Source organism: Mesorhizobium sp. M1006 (assembly GCF_040318825.1).
GTDB lineage: Bacteria > Pseudomonadota > Alphaproteobacteria > Rhizobiales > Rhizobiaceae > Mesorhizobium.
In genome coordinates, this window is the sequence record NZ_JAMYMZ010000014.1 from 1 (window position 1) to 15,811 (window position 15,811).

The 15,811-nt window shown below is 64.0% G+C and carries 12 protein-coding genes; 7 read left to right on the top strand and 5 right to left on the bottom strand.

The annotated features are described in order from the left end of the window. The 3 genes from smc to NKH60_RS15550 form a co-directional block, all read right to left on the bottom strand. Positions 1–3,404 (bottom strand): chromosome segregation protein SMC (smc, locus tag NKH60_RS15540; protein ID WP_352872645.1); only part of this gene is annotated, 3,404 nt, incomplete at its 3' end. Positions 3,405–3,521: 117 nt separating this feature from the next. Continuing rightward, positions 3,522–4,247: a DsbA family protein gene (locus tag NKH60_RS15545; protein ID WP_023674158.1), complete on the bottom strand. Its 726-nt coding sequence runs from the start codon at positions 4,245–4,247 to the stop codon at positions 3,522–3,524. 129 nt (positions 4,248–4,376) lie between these two features. After that, positions 4,377–4,877 (bottom strand): DUF721 domain-containing protein, encoded by a 501-nt coding sequence (locus NKH60_RS15550; protein WP_352612433.1) that lies wholly within the window; start codon positions 4,875–4,877, stop codon positions 4,377–4,379. Between the two features lie 49 nt (positions 4,878–4,926). On the opposite strand from NKH60_RS15550, the gene mutY reads away from it, so the two are divergent. Beyond that, positions 4,927–6,039 (top strand): A/G-specific adenine glycosylase, encoded by a 1,113-nt coding sequence (gene mutY, locus NKH60_RS15555; protein ID WP_352612431.1) that lies wholly within the window; start codon positions 4,927–4,929, stop codon positions 6,037–6,039. An 11-nt stretch (positions 6,040–6,050) separates the two neighbouring features. Then, positions 6,051–6,662: an HAD family hydrolase gene (locus NKH60_RS15560; protein WP_352470642.1), complete on the top strand. Its 612-nt coding sequence runs from the start codon at positions 6,051–6,053 to the stop codon at positions 6,660–6,662. 65 nt (positions 6,663–6,727) lie between these two features. Here NKH60_RS15560 and NKH60_RS15565 read toward each other — a convergent pair whose 3' ends face one another. Then, positions 6,728–7,861, bottom strand: a complete 1,134-nt coding sequence (locus tag NKH60_RS15565; RefSeq protein ID WP_352470643.1) for a site-specific DNA-methyltransferase — start codon at positions 7,859–7,861, stop codon at positions 6,728–6,730. A 180-nt stretch (positions 7,862–8,041) separates the two neighbouring features. Between NKH60_RS15565 and NKH60_RS15570 the strand changes: the two genes are divergently transcribed. Then, on the top strand, positions 8,042–8,731 hold the full coding sequence (locus NKH60_RS15570) for an HAD family hydrolase (protein WP_023674153.1): 690 nt from the start codon (positions 8,042–8,044) through the stop codon (positions 8,729–8,731). 38 nt (positions 8,732–8,769) lie between these two features. On the opposite strand, the gene NKH60_RS15575 is transcribed toward NKH60_RS15570, so the two are convergent. Then, a complete protein-coding gene (locus NKH60_RS15575) occupies positions 8,770–9,468 on the bottom strand; it encodes a hypothetical protein (protein ID WP_352612429.1) in 699 nt (232 codons plus the stop codon). A 128-nt stretch (positions 9,469–9,596) separates the two neighbouring features. Here NKH60_RS15575 and thrC point away from each other — a divergent pair, with 128 nt between their 5' ends. The 4 genes from thrC to NKH60_RS15595 are packed head-to-tail and all read left to right on the top strand — an operon-like array spanning position 9,597 to position 15,804. Next, positions 9,597–10,994 carry a threonine synthase gene (gene thrC, locus NKH60_RS15580; RefSeq protein WP_352501950.1) on the top strand — a complete coding sequence of 466 codons (1,398 nt, stop codon included), beginning with the start codon at positions 9,597–9,599 and terminating at the stop codon, positions 10,992–10,994. 14 nt (positions 10,995–11,008) lie between these two features. Continuing rightward, positions 11,009–12,301, top strand: coding sequence for a M16 family metallopeptidase (locus tag NKH60_RS15585; protein ID WP_352612426.1), 1,293 nt, complete (start codon positions 11,009–11,011; stop codon positions 12,299–12,301). Positions 12,302–12,316: 15 nt separating this feature from the next. Then, positions 12,317–12,913 carry a GNAT family N-acetyltransferase gene (locus NKH60_RS15590; protein WP_352470647.1) on the top strand — a complete coding sequence of 199 codons (597 nt, stop codon included), beginning with the start codon at positions 12,317–12,319 and terminating at the stop codon, positions 12,911–12,913. Positions 12,914–12,915: 2 nt separating this feature from the next. Beyond that, positions 12,916–15,804 (top strand): EAL domain-containing protein, encoded by a 2,889-nt coding sequence (locus tag NKH60_RS15595; RefSeq protein ID WP_352612424.1) that lies wholly within the window; start codon positions 12,916–12,918, stop codon positions 15,802–15,804. Positions 15,805–15,811: the final 7 nt, after the last annotated feature.

The following is a 15,811-nucleotide window of genomic DNA, read 5'->3' on the forward strand; positions in this document are numbered from 1 at the left end:
CTGACGCCTTGCTCGGCCATGGTCACCCCAAACAGCCGGTCCATGCGCGCCATGGTGATCGGGTTGTGTGTGATGATGACGAAGCGCGTTTCGGTGGTTGCGGCCATTTCGTCCATCAGATTGCAGAAACGCTCGACATTGTGGTCATCGAGCGGCGCGTCGACTTCGTCGAGCACGCAGATCGGCGCCGGGTTGGTCAGGAACACGGCGAAGATCAGCGACATCGCCGTCAACGCCTGCTCGCCGCCGGACAGCAGCGTCATCGTCTGCGGCTTCTTGCCGGGCGGACGCGCCAGGATCTCGAGCCCCGCTTCGAGCGGATCGTCGGACTCGATCAGTTGCAGCTCGGCGGTGCCGCCGCCGAACAGATGCGAAAACAGCCGTTGAAAATGGCCGTTGACCACCTCGAAGGCGGCGAGCAGCCGCTCGCGGCCTTCGCGGTTCAGGCTATGAATCGCCTGCCGCAGCTTGCGGATCGCCTCGATGATGTCGTCGCGCTCGGAGACGATGGTCTCCAGCCGGTCCGACAGTTCCTTCTGCTCCTCCTCGGCGCGCAGATTGACGGCACCGAGCCGTTCGCGTTCGACCTTCAGCCGGTCGAGCTGACGCTCGATCTCGGCCATTTCGGGCATCGGGCTGTCGGGTTCGAGGCCGGTGTGGCGGATCACCAGATGCGGCGGCGTGTTCAGCGTTTCCTGGATGCGCGCCTCGACTTCCAGCCGACGCTCGTCGGCGGCGGTCAGCCGCTCTTCGGCGCGAACGCGGGATTCGCGCGCCTCGGCCAGCGACTGGATGGCAGCAGTCGCAGCCTTGTCCAGCTCGGACTGGCGGTTCTCCGCTTCCTGCAAGCGGTCGCCCGCCGCCTTGCGCAGGCTTTCGGCCTCGGCGAGTTGCGACAGCAGGGCGCGCCGCTTGGCGTCGATCTCGTCGGGGGCGTCGGCCAGTTGCTCGCGCTCGGCCTCGGCCTCCGCCTTGCGTTCGCCGAGCGCCGCGATCTGTGTCGAGGCGTTTTCGGCTCGCTCCACCCAGTTGCACCGTTCCGCGCCGATGGCATCGAGCCGACGCGCACGTGCCTCGGCTTCCCGCCTCAGGCCCTCGTGAACGGCACGCGCATCGGCAAGGGCGGCGCGGTCGCGGGCGACGTTGGCCGCCGACTGCTCGAGCTGCAATTGCAGATCGCCGAGATCGGGCGCGTCCTGCAGCAGCATTTCCGCCTCGACGAATGCCGCCGCCGTTTCCTCATGGCTGTCGACAATGCGTGCGCGCGCCTCGTCAAGTGCTGCACGCCGGCTCGACAGCTCGCCGCCGGCTCTTTCGGCCTCGGCCAGCGTATTGCGGGCAGCATCGAGCCCGTGCTGGGCATCGCGTCCGGCCTGTCGGGCGTTGCGTTCGGCCTCGCTCGCCTGGGCACGCGCCTGTTCGGCCCGGGCAAGGGCTTGTTCAGCTTCGCGCAGGGCGCGCGTGGCATGGACTACTTCGGCATCGAGCTCGGCCAGCCGGTTTTTCTGCGCCAGCCGCTGCGCGGCGGCGGTCGGGGCATCGGCGCTGGCGGTGAAGCCGTCCCAACGCCAGAGCGCGCCTTCGCGGCTGACCAGCCGTTGACCGGGAGCAAGCAACGTCTGCAGCCGTCTTCCGTCGGCGGCTTCGACAATGCCGATCTGGGCCAGCCTGCGGGCCAGCTGTGCCGGCGCACGCACAACGCTGGCGAGGCTCCTTATGCCTTCGGGCAATGCGGCGTCGGCAGGCTGGATTTCGCTCTGGCCCCAATGCACCGGCGCACTGCGGTCGAGCGGCACGTCGAGATCTTCGCCAAGCGCGGCACCCAGCGCCGTCTCGTAGCCACGCTCGACGCTGATCTGCTCCAGCACCGAGGGAAATAGATCGCCGCTGGCGGCGTTGAGGATCTTGGCCAGCGTGCGGGCCTCGGTTTCGATCCGCGCCAGCTCGGCCTTTGTGTCCTGAACCGGTGGGCGGGCAGCACTTTCGTCTGCACGCGCCTCGGCGACCGCCTGTTCGGCGGCAATGGCGGCTGCCTCGGCCTTTTCGAGCAGCGCCAGCGCCTGATCGACCAGTAGCCGCTTCTCGGCGGGATCGGGCAGGCCGGCGACCCTGGAGACGATCTCCGACAGTTCGCGGTCGACATCGGCAAGCTGGCGGGCAAAGCGGTCGCGGCGCTCAGCGGTGTCGCGCAGCGTCCGTTCGATCTGGTTGCGCGAGGCGGCAGCCTCCGCCCGTTCGGCGGTCAGCGCGGCGAGCCTGACCTCGCTCGAGGCAAGCGTCGATGCCGCCTGCTCGAAAGCCGCGCGGGTGCTGGCCTCGCGCTCGGCGGCGCCGGCGTTTTCGGCATTGAGCGCGGCTTCTTCGGCGGCGAGGCGTTCGAGGATATCCGCATTATCGCGGACCATGCGCTCCTCACGGGCAAGGTCGCCATCGAGCTGTTGCAGTCGGCGGTCGAGCTCTGCCTGGCGGGCGCGGATGCGGCCCGCCTCTTCCTCGATCTGCGCCTTGGCGATCGACAGACGCTGGAAGGCGGCGGCGGCAGCGGCTTCCGCATCGCGCAAGTCCGGCAGCCGGTGGGCGTTGATACCTTGTTCCCTGGCGGCAGCCATCTGGGCGGCGGCACGGTCGCCGACCAGCGCGGTGGCAATCGCCAGCGCCGAACGCGCTTCCCCTTCCTGCGTCTTGGCCAGCGTCCAGCGCAGATGCAGCAGCGTCGCTTCGGCCTTGCGGATGTCGGCCGACAGGTTCTTGAAGCGCGAGGCCTGGCGGGCCTGGCGTTTCAGGCTTTCAATCTGGCTTTCCAGCTCGCCGACGACGTCGTCCAGCCTTTCGAGGTTCTGTTCCGCCGCCTTCAGCCGCAGCTCGGCTTCGTGGCGGCGCGTATGCAGGCCGGAAATTCCGGCCGCCTCTTCCAGCAGCGCGCGGCGCGCCTGCGGCTTTGCCTGGATCAGCTCGCCTATGCGGCCTTGGCCGACCATCGAGGGCGAGCGGGCGCCGGTCGACTGGTCGGCGAACAGCAGCTGAACGTCCTTGGCGCGAGCCTCCTTGCCGTTGATGCGGTAGAGCGAGCCGGCCTCGCGCTCGATGCGGCGCGAGACCTGCAACTCATCGGCGTCGTTGAAGGCGGACGGCGCGGTGCGGTCGCTATTGTCGAGGAACAGCGTGACTTCGGCGGTGTTGCGGGCCGGACGCGTTCCCGAGCCGGAAAAGATGACGTCGTCCATGCCGGACGCACGCATGTTCTTGTAGGAGCTTTCGCCCATAACCCAGCGCAGCGCCTCGACCAGGTTCGACTTGCCGCAGCCGTTCGGCCCGACTATGCCGGTCAGGCCGCGTTCGATGACGAACTCGCCGGGTTCGACGAAGGATTTGAAGCCGAGCAGGCGAAGGCGCGAGAACTTCATTCGCGCCGGCCCATAGCCAAGTTTCGCAACGCTGTTCCGCGGTTTTGCAAGGAGACCCCGCGGCAAGACAAAGAAGTGCGCACGCCGAAGCGACGCCGCTTCGGCGCTGCCGAAACGTCAGAGCAGAGGGTCGATGATGGCCGACATTTCCGCAATCGACATCGCCCCTTTGTAGGTCTTTCCGTTGATGAAAAAGGTCGGTGTGGAATCGACCTTGAATTCGTCGGCGCCGCGCTTCTGGACGGATCTCACATCGTCCAGAAGTTTCTGGTCCGTCAAGCAGGCCTCGAAGGACTCCTGTGTAAAACCGGCAAGCTTGGCGATTTGCAGCAGTGCGTCCTTGGTATTGTTCACACCAACCCAGTTCGCCTGCTGCCTGAACAGCACGTCGACCATCGGGAAATAGTTGTCCTTGGAGCAGCGCGCCAGCATGAAACCGGCCTCGGCGCTGGGATCGAACGGAAACTCGCGCAGTATGTAACGGGCCTTGCCGGTGTCGATATATTTCGTCTTCAGCTCCGGAAAAGTGGTCTCGGCGAAATGCGCGCAATGCGGGCAGGTCATCGATGCATATTCGACTATGGTGACCTTTGCATCGTCCTTGCCGAGTTGCATGTCGGGCAATGCGCCGGGCTTCAGCAGTGCCGCCATATCGACCGTGCCCTGAGCCTCCGGCGCCGCCGCGGCGGCCGGAGCGGCCGGCTTCGCAGGTTCCGGAGCCGCAGGCTTCACATCCTGCGCCTCGGCTTTCTCGCCCGAGTCGCTGCAGGCGGCAAGCAGCGCCACCGCTGGTATTGCGGCCAGCGAAGTCAAAAGGTTTCTGCGGGACAAGGAACGGATCATACGAATCACCTGGCAATAGTTGGATTTTGCAATGCAAAGTCTACAAAAAGCGAGAGTTGGCGCGAATTAAGGCATTACCGCCCCTATTCCAATCGCCAAATCCGGGCATACCATCACGATAGCGCGAGATCACGGTTTCTTTTGACCGAGAATGGTGGCGCCAAGCCGCTCTAGCGAGGCGCGCAGCCCGCCGTCCTCGATCAAACCAACGGTGCCCGACAGCTTCGCTTTCTCGGCCGCAGTCAATGGCCGCAAACTGGGTTTCGGCTTGTCCTTGCCCGCCATTACCGGCTTCTGCACGATCCTGATCCGACCGATCGCATTGAAACCGAGGAAGGCGTTGACCCGGTTGATGATCTGGCCGGTCTCGTGCTGCAGATGCAGCGCCGCCACACCCTCGCAGGCAATCACCAGCACCGCCGGTTCGAAAGGATCGTCCTCATGTATGCGGCGCGGCCACTGGATCTTTTCCGGGCGCGAGCGGCCGGCAAGCCGCGGCCCGGCAATTTCTTCCCATGACTGGACCAGTCCGATCGACATACCGGCCCGTTTGCGCAGCACTGGGTCGAGGATCTCGGTTGCGAGATCGCTCACCGGAACGGGATTGCCGAAGGGCCTTTTCCCTGCCATGTGCGTTCTCCAGCTTCAGCACCAGTGGATTAGGGCCGACCCTCGATCAATGGCACTGCACGACCAGACCCGCAAGGCCGTATCCGGAGACAATGTCGAGATCGCCTCCCGGCTGCTTGCCTGGTACGACACGCATCACCGCGACTTGCCCTGGCGCGTTTCGCCGCGCGCGCTGGCGGGCGGAGCGCGGCCCGATCCCTATCTGGTCTGGCTTTCCGAGGTGATGCTGCAGCAAACCACGGTCGAGGCGGTAAAATCCTATTTTCGGGCGTTCGCAGAGAAATGGCCAACGGTCCAGGCGCTGGCGGCGGCACCGACCGAAGACGTCATGAAGGCCTGGGCCGGGCTCGGCTATTATTCCCGCGCTCGTAACCTCAAAGCCTGTGCCGATCTCGTCGCGCGGCAAGGCGGCCGCTTTCCTGACAGCGAGTCCGGCTTGAAGGAACTGCCCGGCATCGGCGCCTATACGGCGGCGGCGATCGCAGCGATCGCCTTCGACCGACCAGCCGCGGTCGTCGACGGCAATGTCGAACGGGTCGTCTCACGGCTGTTTTCGATCGCCACGCCGCTGGGCGAAGCCAAGGGCGAGATACGCGGCCAGGTCGAACGCATGGTTCCCCCGACAAGGCCCGGCGACTTCGCGCAGGCGATGATGGACCTGGGCGCGACGATCTGCACGCCGCGCCGGCCCCGCTGCATTCTGTGCCCTGTTCGGGTGGACTGCAGCGCCACGATTTCGGGCGACCCCGAACGCTTTCCGGTCCGCCTGCCCAAGGCCGAAAGACCCTTACGCCGCGGTGCCGCCTTCGTTGCCGTCAGGTGCGACGGCGCCATCCTTCTGCGCAAGCGCGCGGACAAAGGCCTGCTCGGCGGCATGACTGAGGTGCCGACGACCGGCTGGACGGCGCGCATAGACGGCGCTACCACGGAAGCGGCGGCCCCGCTCCCCGGCAACTGGCAGCAGGCCGGACGCATCGGCCATATCTTTACCCATTTTGCGCTTGAACTCGACGTGTTCAAGGCGGAGACCGACGTTGCCGCCCCGGTCGGGCATTTCTGGTCGCTGGCCCATGAAATTTCCGGGGAAGCGCTGCCGAGCGTCATGAAAAAGGTAATCGAAGCGGCGATACCGGGCGCGACGAAAAAGCAGCGGCCGCGTTGAAAGAGAGAAGAATGACTGAAATCCGCCACATCGTTTTCGACATCGGCAAAGTGCTGATCCACTATGATCCGGACCTGCCCTTCAGTCGCTTGATCCCCGATCCCGACGAACGGAAATGGTTCTTCGACAATGTCTGCACGCATGATTGGAACATCGAGCAGGATCGCGGCCGCAGTTGGGAAGAGGCCGAAGCGCTGGCGATCGCGCAATATCCCGAGCACGCCGAAAATATCCGCAATTTCCGCCGGCACTGGCACGAGATGGTGCCTCACGCCTATGAGGACAGCGTCGCCATCATGATCGGCCTGATCGACAGCGGCCATGACGTGACGATGCTCACCAATTTCGCTGCAGATACGCTCGCCGAGGCCCGCGAGCGCTTCGATTTCCTCAATCGGCCGCGCGGCGTCACCGTTTCCGGCGACATCCGCCAGATCAAGCCGGATCGCGCCATCTATGACCACCACGTCGCCGCGTTCAGCCTCGAGCCGTCAGCGACGCTGTTCATCGACGACAGCCAGAAGAACGTCGACGGCGCCAAGGCGGCGGGCTGGCAGTCGGTGCTGTTCACCGATGCAAAGACGCTCAGGGCGGACCTTGAGAGTCTTGGGATCAAAGTGTGATTTGAATCGGTTCCAGGAGTTGGTTGAGCCTTCGCATTAACCGATCTGCCGCAACTCGGAAGCCGTCAGGCGCCCGCCCGCTCCATGCCTAGCCGAGCAATGCGGCGAAGCTCGTCGATCGGGGTCAGGCCGCCGCTGCGCTCATAATGCCAGAAGGTCCATCCGTTGCAGGCGTCCAGCCCCTGGACCTCGGCGCCGATCTTGTGGATCGACCCGGCACTGTCGCCGATGGCCAGCGTGCCGTCGGCGCGCACTTTTGCCGCCCAGCGCTTCTTGGCGTCGTAGAGCGTGGCGCCTGGCGCCACCAGGCCATTGTCGAGAAGGGTGACGAAGGCGACGCGCGGCTCGGCGCGCTTGCCGGTCAGTACCGTCAAATTGGCGCCTTCCAGCGGCCGGACCGCATCGATACGTTCCATGGCGGCATCGATATAGGTTTGTTCGCGCTCGATGCCGACGAAGTGGCGGCCAAGCCGCTTGGCCACAGCCCCGGTGGTGCCTGAACCGAAGAACGGGTCGAGCACGATGTCGCCCGGCCTGGTCGATGCCGTCATGACGCGGGCAAGCAACGCTTCCGGCTTCTGCGTCGGATGCAATTTGTCACCATTGTCGTTCTTCAGGCGCTCGCCGCCGGTGCAGATCGGAAACAGCCAGTCCGAGCGCATCTGGACGTCGTCGTTCGACGCCTTCAGCGCCTCGTAGTTGAATGTGTAACCCTTGCCCTTCTGGTCGCGCGATGCCCAGATCATCGTCTCATGCGCGTTCTGGAAACGGCGGCCACGGAAATTCGGCATTGGATTGGTCTTGCGCCAGACGACGTCGTTGAGGATCCAGAAGCCCAGGTCCTGCATCTTGGCGCCGACCCTGAAAATATTGTGGTAGGAGCCGATAACCCAGATCGTGCCGTTGGGCTTCAACACACGGCGCGCCGCCAGCAGCCAGGCGCGGGTGAAGGCGTCGTAGGCCTCAAAACTGTCGAACTGGTCCCAATGGTCGTCGACGGCATCGACCTTGGATTGATCGGGCCGGTGCAGATCGCCATCGAGCTGCAAATTATAGGGCGGATCGGCGAAGATCACGTCGATCGACTTTTCCGGCAGCCGTTCGAGCGCGGCGACGCAGTCGCCCTTCAGGATCGTATCCAGCCACTCGGATTGCTGGGGAACATCGGAAAGCTCGTCGAGAAGACGCACGGCAGACATTGTGACACCCAAGGCACGCGTTACTGTTTACTGTCCGTTATGGTTACCGATCAGCGTAAATATTCAGTGAAGCAGCCCGCCGAATTTGCGAAGCCCGGCCTGTTGGTGTATGCCGCGCCGCCTGAGCCGTTTGGACCAAAAAGCCCTCGGCATTCCCTTCATCCCGCTTTCCGGATCACCATGCCCCAGCCAGACCTTGTCATCTTCGATTGCGACGGCGTGCTCGTCGATTCCGAAATCATCGCCGCGCGGATCGATGCCGAGCTGTTGACCTCGGCCGGCTACGAGATATCGGCCGAGGAGATTTCCGAGGTCTATGCCGGGTTGACTTTCAAGGACATCATGATGCGGGTCGAGGAAAAGTCCCGGATCCCGTTCCAGGCCTCGCTGATCGACAAGGAGGAACAGCTGGTCGATCGTAGGCTGCGCAGCGACGTGCGTGCCATCGACGGGGCGCACGAGGCTGTCGCCGCGGTAGCAGTGCCGCGCTGCGTCTGTTCGAATTCGCGCTCGGAGCGGATCGAATTCATGCTGGAGAAGGTGCAGCTTTTGCCGTTCTTTGCCGGCCGTATCTTTTCCTCGCTGGAAACCCCGACCGGGAAATCCAAGCCGGCGCCGGACGTGTTTCGGTTCGCCGCGGAAAAGCTCAAGGCCGATCCTGCGAACACCTTTGTCATCGAGGATTCGGTGCATGGCGTCACCGGCGCCAAGACGGCGGGAATGCGCGTCATCGGCTTCACCGGCGCGGCGCACAGCTATCCCGGCCACGCCGATGCGCTGACCGAGGCCGGCGCGGAAACGGTCATCCGCCGCTGGGCGGAGCTGAAAAGCGTGATCGCCGCGCTGTCGGAATGGTCGGCGGACGCCTGAGAGGCCGCCTCCAACCGCCGTGGCACGAATGCAGCGGCTTAGTTGGTCGCGGCGGCTTTCTTCTTCCTCGGCTTGTCTGTCGCTACTTTCGAAGCGCCCTCGTCATACCCGGCATATGCCTGGTAGTCCTTCGCCGTCGGCTCCGGAACGACGACGTTGGAATCGGTGAAGACGAACTGCGTGGCACTCGAAGGATCGGTAACCTGGACCTGATAGGAGTGAAGCTGCGAATAGAGAACTTCGGTGCCGTGCATCACCGCGATGCGGATCGGCATGGTGATGGTCCCGGGGGTGAACATCGGGCCAGGCACGACCTTGCCGGCGACGGCTATCTTCATCGACAAGGAGCCGTTGGCGCGGCTGCAGTCGCGGGTCACATCGGTGATCGAAGCCTGATAGATGATCTTGGCGGAATCGTCCGGCTGATCGACGCCTGCCGCGTCCACTGCCGGCTGGGCGGCTTCCTCGGCGGCAACATCGGGTTTTTTCTTCGGCTTCGGACCGCTCTTGGCGTAGGTATTGAAGAAGGCGGTGCCGTCACGCAACGTCACTTTCGGGCAATAGGCCTGCAACTGGCTGGAAAGCACCTTTGGATCGGGTGGCGGTGGCGGCGTCGCATCCTTTTTGCCGAAGCCGAGAATTCCATTGTCGCTCGATTGGCAACCTGCGGCGGCAAGCATAAAGCCGGTGAGCGCCACACCCGCGACAAAACGACCGTTGAATGAATGAAACGCCATGAACTGCACTTCCCTCTCGCAAAGCCGGTGACGTATATCAACCGCGCGGCAAAAATGCGACTGATCCAGCGCAGAAATCCACCACCTCGCGGCGGGCGAAGATTCCCGGCAGCAATGGAAACGTGACGATGCAATATGTGAGTACCCGCGGGGAAGCGCCCGCGCTTGGATTTTCCGACGCGGTGCTGGCCGGACTGGCGCGCGACGGCGGGCTCTACCTGCCGAGCGCCTGGCCGCATTTTTCCGCAGCCGAGATCCGCGCCATGCGCGGCCTTGCCTATCCCGATCTTGCCATCCGCGTGCTGTCGCCGTTCCTCGGCGGCGAGATCGCGGCGCCGGTGTTCGAACGGCTGGTGCGCGAAGCCTATGCAACCTTCCGCCATGAGGCCGTCTGCCCGCTGGTGCAGACCGGGCCGAACAGCTTCGTGCTCGAGCTCTTCCACGGCCCGACGCTCGCTTTCAAGGACGTGGCGATGCAGCTTCTTGCACGGCTGATGGACCATGTGCTGGCCGAGCGTGACCAGCGCGCCACCATTGTCGGCGCCACCTCCGGCGACACCGGAGGGGCCGCCATCGATGCCTTTGCCGGGCGCAACCGCACCGACATCTTCGTGCTTTTCCCGCACGGCCGCGTCTCGCCGGTACAGCAGCGGCAGATGACGACCTCGACCGCCGCAAACGTCCATGCGTTGGCGATCGAAGGCAATTTCGACGACTGCCAGAGCCTGGTAAAGGACATGTTCAACGACCACGGTTTTCGTGACCGGGTATCGCTGTCCGGCGTCAACTCGATCAACTGGGCCCGCATCATGGCCCAGATCGTCTATTATTTCTCCTCCGCGCTGTCGCTCGGCGCGCCCGACAGGCCGGTTTCCTTCACCGTGCCGACCGGCAATTTCGGCGACATCTTCGCCGGCTATGCCGCCAAGAAGATGGGGCTGCCGATCGAACGGCTGATCATCGCCACCAACGACAACGATATTCTGGCGCGCACGCTGGCAACCGGCGAATACCGCATGAAGGGGGTCTTTTCGACCACGTCCCCCTCGATGGACATCCAGGTGTCTTCGAACTTCGAACGCTTGCTGTTCGAAGCGTCCGGCCGCGATGCCTCGGCCGTGCGGCGCTACATGAACGGGCTCAAGCAGTCCGGCGCCTTCACCATCGAGGCCGGCGAAATCGCCAAGATCCGGTCCGAATTCGACGCCGGCCGCGCCACCATGGACGAGGTCGCCGCCACCATCCGCACCACACTTGCGGCGAGCGGCTATCTGCTCGACCCGCATACCGCCGCGGCCGTGCATGTGGCCGCCGGCAAGGCTGCGGGTGAGGTGCCGATGGTGGTGCTGGGCACTGCGCACCCGGCAAAGTTTCCCGCCGCCGTCGAAGCCGCCAGCGGCGTGTCGCCTGCCCTGCCTGCATGGCTAGGCGGGTTGATGAGTGCCGAGGAAAAATACACGGTACTTCCATCCGACCTGAAAATGGTGGAAGATTATGTCGGCCGCCACACGCGGGCGGCGCGTTAGGGAGTAATTGCCATATGGGTGTTGAGGTAAGCCGTCTGTCGAACGGCCTGACAGTCGCCACCGAAACCCTTCCAAGCCTCGAATCTGTTGCCCTTGGCGCCTGGGTCAAGTCGGGCGCACGCAACGAGCGTGACGAAGAGCACGGAATGGCGCACTTGCTCGAGCACATGGCTTTCAAGGGCACCAGTCGGCGAAGCGCCTTCGAGATCGCCTCGGAGATCGAGGACGTCGGCGGCGAGATCAATGCCGCCACCAGCGTCGAGACGACCTCCTATTATGCAAGGGTTCTGAGCGACGACGTGCCGCTGGCCGTCGATATCCTTTCCGACATCCTGCAGGAATCCGAATTCGATCCGCAGGAGTTGGAACGAGAGCAGCATGTGATTCTGCAGGAGATCGGCGCCGCGCACGATACGCCCGACGACGTCGTTTTCGATCACTTTACCGAGACCGCCTTCCGCCACCAGACTATCGGCCGCTCGATTCTTGGCACGCCGGAAACCGTCAAATCCTTCACTTCGAAGCAGCTGCACGACTTCATCGAACGACAGTACGGCGCCGAGAACATGGTGATGGTGGCGGCCGGCGATATCAAGCACGACGATTTCGTGCGGGAGGTCGAAAAGCGTCTCGGCAGCTTCCGCGGCAAGGCCGACGGCACCATCCCGCAATATGCGCAGTATGTCGGCGGCGATTTTCGCGAGGACCGCGACCTGATGGACGCGCAGATCGTGCTGGGTTTCGAGGGCCGCGCCTATCACGTCCGCGATTTCTACGCCTCCCAGGTCCTGTCGATGATCCTGGGCGGCGGCATGTCGTCGCGGCTTTTCCAGGAAATCCGCGAGAAACGCGGCCTGTGCTATTCGGTCTACGCCTTCCATTGGGGTTTTTCCGACACGGGCGTCTTCGGGGTCCATGCGGCGACCGGACAAAGCGATATTGCCGAGCTGGTGCCTGTGATCATCGACGAGCTGCAAAAGGCCGGTGAAAACATCCTGCAGGAGGAGCTCGACCGGGCGCGTGCGCAGTACCGCGCCGGGCTGATCATGTCGGCCGAGAGCCCGGCCAGCCGCGCCTCGCAGATCGCCAGGCAGTTGCTTCTGTTCGGCAGGCCGATAGCCAAGGAAGAGTTGATGGAGCGGCTGTCGGCGCTGACGGTCGAGCGGCTGACGGACCTGTCGTCGCGGCTTTTTTCGACCAAGCCGACGCTTACAGCCGTCGGGCCGGTGGGTACGCTCGCGCCCTATGAGGCGATCCTCGATTCGCTTTCGGGCACGCAGACCACTGCCCGCAAGCTCGCCGTCTAAGCCTACTCGAGCGTCGTGTTCGCGCTCCCTTTCTTTCGCCGCGACCTGCCGGCACTGAAGGGCGAGCTTGTCACGCTGCGCGTACCGCTGACCAACGACTATCGCGAGTGGTCGGTGCTGCGCAGTGAAAGCCGCGCCTTCCTTGAGCCGTGGGAGCCGCGATGGACCCCTGACGAACTCGACCGCACGGCGTGGCGGCATCGTATCGGGCGCTACCGCGAGGACTACGCGCAGGGGACGGCGATCGCCTTCTTCATCTTCGAGAAAAGCAGCGGCAAGCTGGCCGGCGGTATCACCCTCGGCAATATCCGCCACGGGGTCGCCCAAAGCGGCCATATCGGCTACTGGATCGGCGAGCGCTTCAGCGGACGCGGCCTGATGACCGATGCCGTAAGAGTGGTGACGCGTTTCGCCTTCGAAACGCTGCGATTGCACCGGATCGAAGCTGCCTGTATTCCCGACAACGCCCGGTCGATCCGCGTGCTTGAAAAAGCCGGATTCCGGCGCGAAGGACTGCTACGATCCTATCTCAGGATCAACGGCATCTGGCAGGACCATTACCTATACGCCCGAATCGCGGACGATCCGCCGGGCGTTGGAACAAAGGGCTGATTTTGACGAATTTTCTGCGCAAGGGGTCGCTGCTTGCCTTTATGCTGGCGGCAATCGTCACGCTCTGCGCGGCGTCCTCGGCCTTTGCCGTAGAACCGATCAAGATCGCCCGCGACGACGTTGCGCTCGATCTTTCGGGGGCCGTCTTGATCTACCGGAACCAGGGCGAGAATTTTCAGGTGTCGACCGCGCCAGGCCCGGACGGCATCGTGCGGCGCATCGAGGTCGAGGCAAATGATGCGCGCTCGAGCGGTGACTGGGCGGTGTTCGCGCTGGCCAATACCACCGACCAGCAGCTCGACAGGCTGATTGTCGCACCGCATTTCCGGCTGGTGAATTCCGGCCTGTTCTGGCCGGATCTCGGCTCGACCCGTATCGCCGCGATCACGCCCAGCGAAGGCTTTGCGCTCGACCGCCAGACCAGCCCCGACGCCGACGTGTTCCGGGTGACGTTGAACCCCGGAACGGTGATTACCTTCATCGCCGAGCTCGCCTCGCCCAAGCTGCCGCAGGTCTATCTGTGGGACCCTGAATCCTACAAGGACTCGGTCAATTCCTACACGCTGTTTCGTGGCATCGTCATCGGCATTGCCGGCCTGCTGGCGCTGTTCCTGACCATTCTTTTCGTCGTCAAGGGGACCTCGATGTTCCCGGCAACGGCGGCCCTAGCCTGGGCGGTGCTTGCCTATATCTGCGTCGATTTCGGCTTTCTCAACAAGATCATAGAGATCTCACCCGGCAATGAGCAGATGTGGCGCGCCGGAACGGAGGTGGCGCTCGCGGCGACCTTCGTGGTGTTCCTGTTTGCCTATCTCAACCTCAACCGGTGGCACGGCCATTTCAGCTACGGCGCGCTGGTCTGGATTCTCGGGCTGGTGCTGATCGCCGGTGTCGCCATCATCGATCCGGCGGTCGCCGCCGGCATTGCCAGGCTGTCCTTCGCCGCCACCGCGCTGACCGGGCTCGGCCTGATCATCTTCCTCGGTATCCGCGGTTACGACCGCGCCATCATGCTGGTGCCCAGTTGGGTGATGGTTCTGCTGTGGCTATGCGGATCGTGGATGGCAATCACCGGCATGCTGGACAACGATATCGCCCAGCCGGCGCTGGGCGGCGGGCTGATCCTCATCATCCTGCTGATCGGCTTCACGGTGATGCAGCACGCTTTTGCCGGCGGCGCCCTGCATCAGGGCCTGTTCTCCGATCTCGAGCGGCAGGCGCTGGCGGTTGCCGGATCGGGCGATACCGTGTGGGACTGGGACGTGCTGCGCGACCGCGTCGTCACTCGTCCCGACGTCAGCAGTCAGCTCGGCCTTGCCCCCAACAGTCTCGGCGGGCCCGCCCGCAACTGGCTGCCGGTGCTGCATGCCGACGACCGCGACACGTTTCGCACGACACTCGACGTGGTGCTCGAGCACCGGCGCGGCCGGGTGTCGCAAAACTTCCGCCTGCGCGGCGCCGACGGGCACTATCACTGGTTTTCGCTGCGCGCCCGGCCGGTGATCGGCTCGGACGGCGAGGTCATCCGCTGCGTCGGCACCATGGTCGACGTGACGGAGCAGAAGAAGTCCGAGGAACGGCTGCTGCATGACGCCGTGCACGACAATCTGACCGGCCTGCCCAACCGCGAGTTGTTCATGAACCGGCTGGAGGCGATCATTTCGATCGCCCGCACCGAAGAGAAGGTGCGCCCGACCGTCTTCGTCATCGACATAGACCGCTTCAAGCAGGTCAATGACGGGCTCGGCATCTCGGCCGGCGATACCATCCTTTTGACTATCGCGCGGCGGCTGCACCGACTGCTCAAGCCGAAGGATTCGCTGTCGCGCTTTGCCGGCGACCAGTTCGCGCTGATGCTTTTGTCGGAGCAGGATCCGGCCCGCATCGCGGCCATTGCCGATGCCATCAAGCACGCCATCAACAACCCGATCACCTTCGCCAAGCGCGAGATCGTGCTGACGGCCTCGATCGGGCTGATCACCTGGACCGCCACGCAGACCTCGGCCGAGGACATGGTCAAGGATGCCGAGCTTGCCATGCATCAGGCCAAGCGCTTCGGCGGCGACCGGATCGAGCCGTTCCGTCCCGCCTTCCGCACCGTCGGCACCGACCGGCTGCAGTTCGAGTCCGATCTGCGCCGCGCCATCGAACGACGCGAATTCACGCTTGCCTACCAGCCGATCGTGCGGCTGGAGGACGGCAGCGTCGCAGGCTTCGAAGCGCTGCTGCGCTGGGACCATCCGCGTCGCGGCATGATCCCGCCGGCTGATTTCATTCCGGTCGCCGAAAACTGCGGCCTGATCGTGCAGCTTGGGCTGTTCGCCATGCAACAGGCTGCCGAAGACCTGGCGGGATGGCAAAAGCAGATCGGCGATGCGCCGCTGTCGGTCTCGGTCAATCTGTCCAGCCGTCAGCTCATCCGCCGCGACCTGGTCAGCGACGTCCGCTCGGTGATCGCGCGAGCCAACCTGAAACCGCGCTGCTTCCGGCTCGAACTCACCGAATCGCTGGTGATGGACAATCCCGAGCAGACCGCCCATGTGCTGACCAAGCTGAAGCAGCTTGGCATCGGCCTGTCGCTGGATGATTTCGGCACCGGCTATTCATCGCTGGCCTATCTGACGCGCTTTCCATTCGACACCATCAAGATCGACAAGAGCTTCGTCGACGACGCGACGCCGAAACGTGCGGTGCTGCTCAAATCCATGGTCAATATGGCGCATGAACTCGGCCTGTCGGTTGTCGCCGAAGGCATTTCGGACGAGAGCGATGCGCTGGAGTTGCGGCAGATGGGCTGCGAGTACGTGCAGAGCTTCATGTTCGGCGCGCCGATGCCGGGCGACCAGGTGCTGAAGACGCTGAAGGAACAGTATCCGTTGACCCAAGCGTGACAAGTTT

Excerpts from the sequence above, each read along its gene's own strand:
- NKH60_RS15545 (WP_023674158.1), bottom strand. The coding sequence starts at position 4,247 with ATGATCCGTTCCTTGTCCCGCAGAAACCTTTTGACTTCGCTGGCCGCA.
- NKH60_RS15550 (WP_352612433.1), bottom strand. The coding sequence starts at position 4,877 with ATGGCAGGGAAAAGGCCCTTCGGCAATCCCGTTCCGGTGAGCGATCTC.
- mutY (WP_352612431.1), top strand. The coding sequence starts at position 4,927 with ATGGCACTGCACGACCAGACCCGCAAGGCCGTATCCGGAGACAATGTC.
- NKH60_RS15560 (WP_352470642.1), top strand. The coding sequence starts at position 6,051 with ATGACTGAAATCCGCCACATCGTTTTCGACATCGGCAAAGTGCTGATC.
- NKH60_RS15565 (WP_352470643.1), bottom strand. The coding sequence starts at position 7,861 with ATGTCTGCCGTGCGTCTTCTCGACGAGCTTTCCGATGTTCCCCAGCAA.
- NKH60_RS15570 (WP_023674153.1), top strand. The coding sequence starts at position 8,042 with ATGCCCCAGCCAGACCTTGTCATCTTCGATTGCGACGGCGTGCTCGTC.
- NKH60_RS15575 (WP_352612429.1), bottom strand. The coding sequence starts at position 9,468 with ATGGCGTTTCATTCATTCAACGGTCGTTTTGTCGCGGGTGTGGCGCTC.
- thrC (WP_352501950.1), top strand. The coding sequence starts at position 9,597 with ATGCAATATGTGAGTACCCGCGGGGAAGCGCCCGCGCTTGGATTTTCC.
- NKH60_RS15585 (WP_352612426.1), top strand. The coding sequence starts at position 11,009 with ATGGGTGTTGAGGTAAGCCGTCTGTCGAACGGCCTGACAGTCGCCACC.